We start from the raw sequence: 5,286 nt of genomic DNA on the forward strand, positions 1-5,286 counted from the left end.
CTCGCACTAGATGTAAAACTGTGATTTTGGGGAGACCCAGAATTGCGACGTCAAGCGAGAGTTTTATCAGGAATTAAACTGAAGAGTTTGATCCTGGCTCAGATTGAACGCTGGCGGCATGCCTTACACATGCAAGTCGAACGGTAACGCGGGGAAACCTGGCGACGAGTGGCGAACGGGTGAGTAATGCATCGGAACGTGCCCTGAAGTGGGGGATAACGTAGCGAAAGTTACGCTAATACCGCATATTCTGTGAGCAGGAAAGCAGGGGATCTTAGGACCTTGCGCTTTGGGAGCGGCCGATGTCGGATTAGCTAGTTGGTGAGGTAAAAGCTCACCAAGGCGACGATCCGTAGCGGGTCTGAGAGGATGATCCGCCACACTGGGACTGAGACACGGCCCAGACTCCTACGGGAGGCAGCAGTGGGGAATTTTGGACAATGGGGGAAACCCTGATCCAGCCATGCCGCGTGAGTGAAGAAGGCCTTCGGGTTGTAAAGCTCTTTCGGCGGGGAAGAAATGGCACTGGCTAATACCTGGTGTCGATGACGGTACCCGAAGAAGAAGCACCGGCTAACTACGTGCCAGCAGCCGCGGTAATACGTAGGGTGCGAGCGTTAATCGGAATTACTGGGCGTAAAGCGTGCGCAGGCGGTTGTGTAAGACAGACGTGAAATCCCCGGGCTCAACCTGGGAACTGCGTTTGTGACTGCACAGCTAGAGTTTGGCAGAGGGGGGTGGAATTCCACGTGTAGCAGTGAAATGCGTAGAGATGTGGAGGAACACCGATGGCGAAGGCAGCCCCCTGGGCCAATACTGACGCTCATGCACGAAAGCGTGGGGAGCAAACAGGATTAGATACCCTGGTAGTCCACGCCCTAAACGATGTCAACTAGGTGTTGGTGGGGTTAAACCCATTAGTGCCGTAGCTAACGCGTGAAGTTGACCGCCTGGGGAGTACGGCCGCAAGGTTAAAACTCAAAGGAATTGACGGGGACCCGCACAAGCGGTGGATGATGTGGATTAATTCGATGCAACGCGAAAAACCTTACCTACCCTTGACATGTCAGGAATCCTTGAGAGATTAGGGAGTGCCCGAAAGGGAACCTGAACACAGGTGCTGCATGGCTGTCGTCAGCTCGTGTCGTGAGATGTTGGGTTAAGTCCCGCAACGAGCGCAACCCTTGTCATTAATTGCCATCATTCAGTTGGGCACTTTAATGAGACTGCCGGTGACAAACCGGAGGAAGGTGGGGATGACGTCAAGTCCTCATGGCCCTTATGGGTAGGGCTTCACACGTCATACAATGGTCGGTCCAGAGGGTTGCCAACCCGCGAGGGGGAGCCAATCCCGCAAAGCCGATCGTAGTCCGGATTGCAGTCTGCAACTCGACTGCATGAAGTCGGAATCGCTAGTAATCGCGGATCAGCATGTCGCGGTGAATACGTTCCCGGGTCTTGTACACACCGCCCGTCACACCATGGGAGCGGGTTCTGCCAGAAGTAGTTAGCCTAACCGCAAGGAGGGCGATTACCACGGCAGGGTTCGTGACTGGGGTGAAGTCGTAACAAGGTAGCCGTAGGGGAACCTGCGGCTGGATCACCTCCTTTCTAGAGCAGAACCGAAACAAGTATCCACAACCTATCAGTTGTCTCAAGCCGCGCAGACGGAGGGTCTGTAGCTCAGTCGGTTAGAGCACCGTCTTGATAAGGCGGGGGTCGTTGGTTCGATTCCAACCAGACCCACCAACGTTTGAACGAAGGTAGTTCAAGCGGGACTTATCAATGGGGGATTAGCTCAGCTGGGAGAGCACCTGCTTTGCAAGCAGGGGGTCGTCGGTTCGATCCCGTCATCCTCCACCAAGAACTTGGTTCTTGCCTCTGCGCCGTTGTTCCAGTGCCGAGAACACAGCACATGACGAGACGTCGTGTGTTCTGTTCTGACCATTGGTCAGCGCTCTTTAACAAGATGGAAGAAGGTTGTATCGCTGGTTGCCGACAAGCAAATAGCCAGCGATACGGTTGTGATTGCATCGATCTCCCGTTACAGCGACGGGGGGTCGCACAAATGAGTTGCCTGTAGCCAGGTGATCTCGAAAGAGAGCACAAGGTTATAGGATCAAGCGAATAAGTGCATGTGGTGGATGCCTTGGCGATTACAGGCGAAGAAGGACGTGCAAGCCTGCGAAAAGCTCTGGGGAGCTGGCAATGAAGCTTTGATCCAGAGATGTCCGAATGGGGAAACCCACTCCGCAAGGAGTATCCCATCCTGAATAAAATAGGGATGAGGAAGCGAACCCGGCGAACTGAAACATCTAAGTAGCCGGAGGAAAAGAAATCAACCGAGATTCCCAAAGTAGTGGCGAGCGAAATGGGACCAGCCTGCAAGTGATAGTTGGATTGTTAGCGGAAGCCTCTGGAAAGTGGCGCCATAGTGGGTGAAAGCCCCGTACGCGAAAACAGTCTGATGGTACTAAGCTTGCGACAAGTAGGGCGGGGCACGTGAAACCCTGTCTGAACATGGGGGGACCATCCTCCAAGGCTAAATACTCGTAATCGACCGATAGTGAACCAGTACCGTGAGGGAAAGGCGAAAAGAACCCCGGGAGGGGAGTGAAATAGATCCTGAAACCGCATGCATACAAACAGTGGGAGCCCCTTCGTGGGGTGACTGCGTACCTTTTGTATAATGGGTCAGCGACTTACGTTTTGTTGCGAGCTTAACCGAATAGGGGAGGCGTAGGGAAACCGAGTCTGATAAGGGCGATAAGTAGCAAGGCGTAGACCCGAAACCAAGTGATCTATCCATGGCCAGGATGAAGGTGCCGTAACAGGTACTGGAGGTCCGAACCCACTAATGTTGAAAAATTAGGGGATGAGCTGTGGATAGGGGTGAAAGGCTAAACAAACTTGGAAATAGCTGGTTCTCTCCGAAAACTATTTAGGTAGTGCCTCAAGTATCACCGACGGGGGTAAAGCACTGTTATGGCTAGGGGGTCATCGCGACTTACCAAACCATTGCAAACTCTGAATACCGTTGAGTGCGAGCTTGGGAGACAGACATCGGGTGCTAACGTCCGGTGTCAAGAGGGAAACAACCCAGACCGCCGATTAAGGTCCCAAAGACATAGTTAAGTGGGAAACGAGGTGGGAAGGCTCAGACAGCCAGGAGGTTGGCTTAGAAGCAGCCATCCTTTAAAGAAAGCGTAATAGCTCACTGGTCGAGTCGTCCTGCGCGGAAGATGTAACGGGGCTCAAACTATGCACCGAAATCGCGGATATGCAATTTATTGCATATGGTAGGAGAGCGTTCCGTAGGCCGTTGAAGGTGGCTTGTAAAGGCTGCTGGAGGTATCGGAAGTGCGAATGCTGACATGAGTAGCGATAAAGGGAGTGAAAAGCTCCCTCGCCGAAAGCCCAAGGTTTCCTGCGCAACGTTCATCGGCGCAGGGTGAGTCGGCCCCTAAGGCGAGGCTGAAAAGCGTAGTCGATGGGAAACAGGTTAATATTCCTGTACCTCTTTGTAATGCGATGGGGGGACGGAGAAGGTTAGGTCAGCCGGGTGTTGGACGTCCCGGTTCAAGCGTGTAGGCGTGCTCTCTTGGCAAATCCGGAGAGCTTAGCTGAGGCGTGATAACGAGGTCTCATTGAGACCGAAGTGATTGATACCATGCTTCCAAGAAAAGCCTCTAAGCTTCAGTTACAAAGAGACCGTACCGCAAACCGACACAGGTGGGCAGGATGAAAATTCTAAGGCGCTTGAGAGAACTCAGGAGAAGGAACTCGGCAAATTAGCACCGTAACTTCGGGATAAGGTGCGCCCCAGTAGGTTGTAGAGCCTCGCGCTCGAAGGCCGAAGGGGTTGCAGTGAAATGGTGGCTGCGACTGTTTAATAAAAACACAGCACTCTGCAAACACGAAAGTGGACGTATAGGGTGTGACGCCTGCCCGGTGCCGGAAGGTTAAGTGATGGGGTGCAAGCTCTTGATCGAAGCCCCGGTAAACGGCGGCCGTAACTATAACGGTCCTAAGGTAGCGAAATTCCTTGTCGGGTAAGTTCCGACCTGCACGAATGGCGTAACGATGGCCACACTGTCTCCTCCTGAGACTCAGCGAAGTTGAAATGTTTGTGAAGATGCAATCTCCCCGCGGCAAGACGGAAAGACCCCATGAACCTTTACTGTAGCTTTGCATTGGACTTTGAACCGATCTGTGTAGGATAGGTGGGAGGCTGTGAAGCCGGAACGCTAGTTTCGGTGGAGCCAACCTTGAAATACCACCCTGGTTTGTTTGAGGTTCTAACCATGGCCCGTGAATCCGGGTCTGGGACCGTGCATGGCAGGCAGTTTGACTGGGGCGGTCTCCTCCCAAAAGGTAACGGAGGAGTACGAAGGTACGCTAGGTACGGTCGGACATCGTGCTAATAGTGCAATGGCATAAGCGTGCTTGACTGCGAGACCCACAAGTCGAGCAGGTACGAAAGTAGGTCATAGTGATCCGGTGGTTCTGTATGGAAGGGCCATCGCTCAACGGATAAAAGGTACTCTGGGGATAACAGGCTGATACCGCCCAAGAGTTCATATCGACGGCGGTGTTTGGCACCTCGATGTCGGCTCATCACATCCTGGGGCTGTAGCCGGTCCCAAGGGTATGGCTGTTCGCCATTTAAAGTGGTACGCGAGCTGGGTTTAAAACGTCGTGAGACAGTTTGGTCCCTATCTGCCGTGGGCGCTGGAAGTTTGAAGGGACCTGCTCCTAGTACGAGAGGACCGGAGTGGACGAACCTCTGGTGTACCGGTTATGACGCCAGTCGTATCGCCGGGTAGCTAAGTTCGGAAGAGATAAACGCTGAAAGCATCTAAGCGTGAAACTCGCCTTAAGATAAGACTTCCCCGGGGCCTTGAGCCCCCTGAAGGGTCGTGGAAGACCACCACGTTGATAGGCTGGGTGTGGAAGCGCAGCAATGCGTTAAGCTAACCAGTACTAATTGCCCGTGCGGCTTGATCCTATAACCTTGTGCAACTCATGCACGCAATCACAACAACCACCTTCTTCTATCCCAGTACGTCGTCTAAAACGACGTGCCACCAGTTTCGCTTGGCGGCCATAGCTCTTCGGACCCACCCCTTCCCATCCCGAACAGGACCGTGAAACGAAGATACGCCGATGATAGTGCACTTAAACGTGTGCGAAAGTAGGTCACCGCCAGGCTCCCCCATACCAACCCAACGCCCTCCCCGCTATCCAGCGGCGAGGGCGTCGGCCGTCTACTGACATCCCCTCCCC

Annotated in this window: 2 tRNA genes and 3 rRNA genes; all 5 read left to right on the forward strand. The window is 53.6% G+C overall.

What is annotated here, in order from left to right:
- Positions 1–75: 75 nt before the first annotated feature.
- The 5 genes from GGD90_RS17750 to rrf all read left to right on the forward strand — a co-directional run bounded on the left by GGD90_RS17750 (position 76) and on the right by rrf (position 5,211).
- Positions 76–1,611 (forward strand): 16S ribosomal RNA (locus tag GGD90_RS17750).
- Between the two features lie 61 nt (positions 1,612–1,672).
- Positions 1,673–1,749: transfer RNA gene (locus GGD90_RS17755), tRNA-Ile, on the forward strand.
- Positions 1,750–1,787: 38 nt separating this feature from the next.
- A tRNA-Ala gene (locus GGD90_RS17760) sits at positions 1,788–1,863 on the forward strand.
- A 254-nt stretch (positions 1,864–2,117) separates the two neighbouring features.
- A 23S ribosomal RNA gene (locus tag GGD90_RS17765) occupies positions 2,118–5,008 on the forward strand.
- Positions 5,009–5,096: 88 nt separating this feature from the next.
- Positions 5,097–5,211: ribosomal RNA gene (gene rrf, locus GGD90_RS17770) — 5S ribosomal RNA — on the forward strand.
- Together the 16S, 23S and 5S rRNA genes with 2 tRNA genes alongside form the textbook arrangement of a ribosomal RNA operon.
- Positions 5,212–5,286 lie beyond the last annotated feature (75 nt).

This window comes from Rhodocyclus tenuis (assembly GCF_014197755.1).
Classification (GTDB): Bacteria; Pseudomonadota; Gammaproteobacteria; order Burkholderiales; family Rhodocyclaceae; genus Rhodocyclus; species Rhodocyclus tenuis.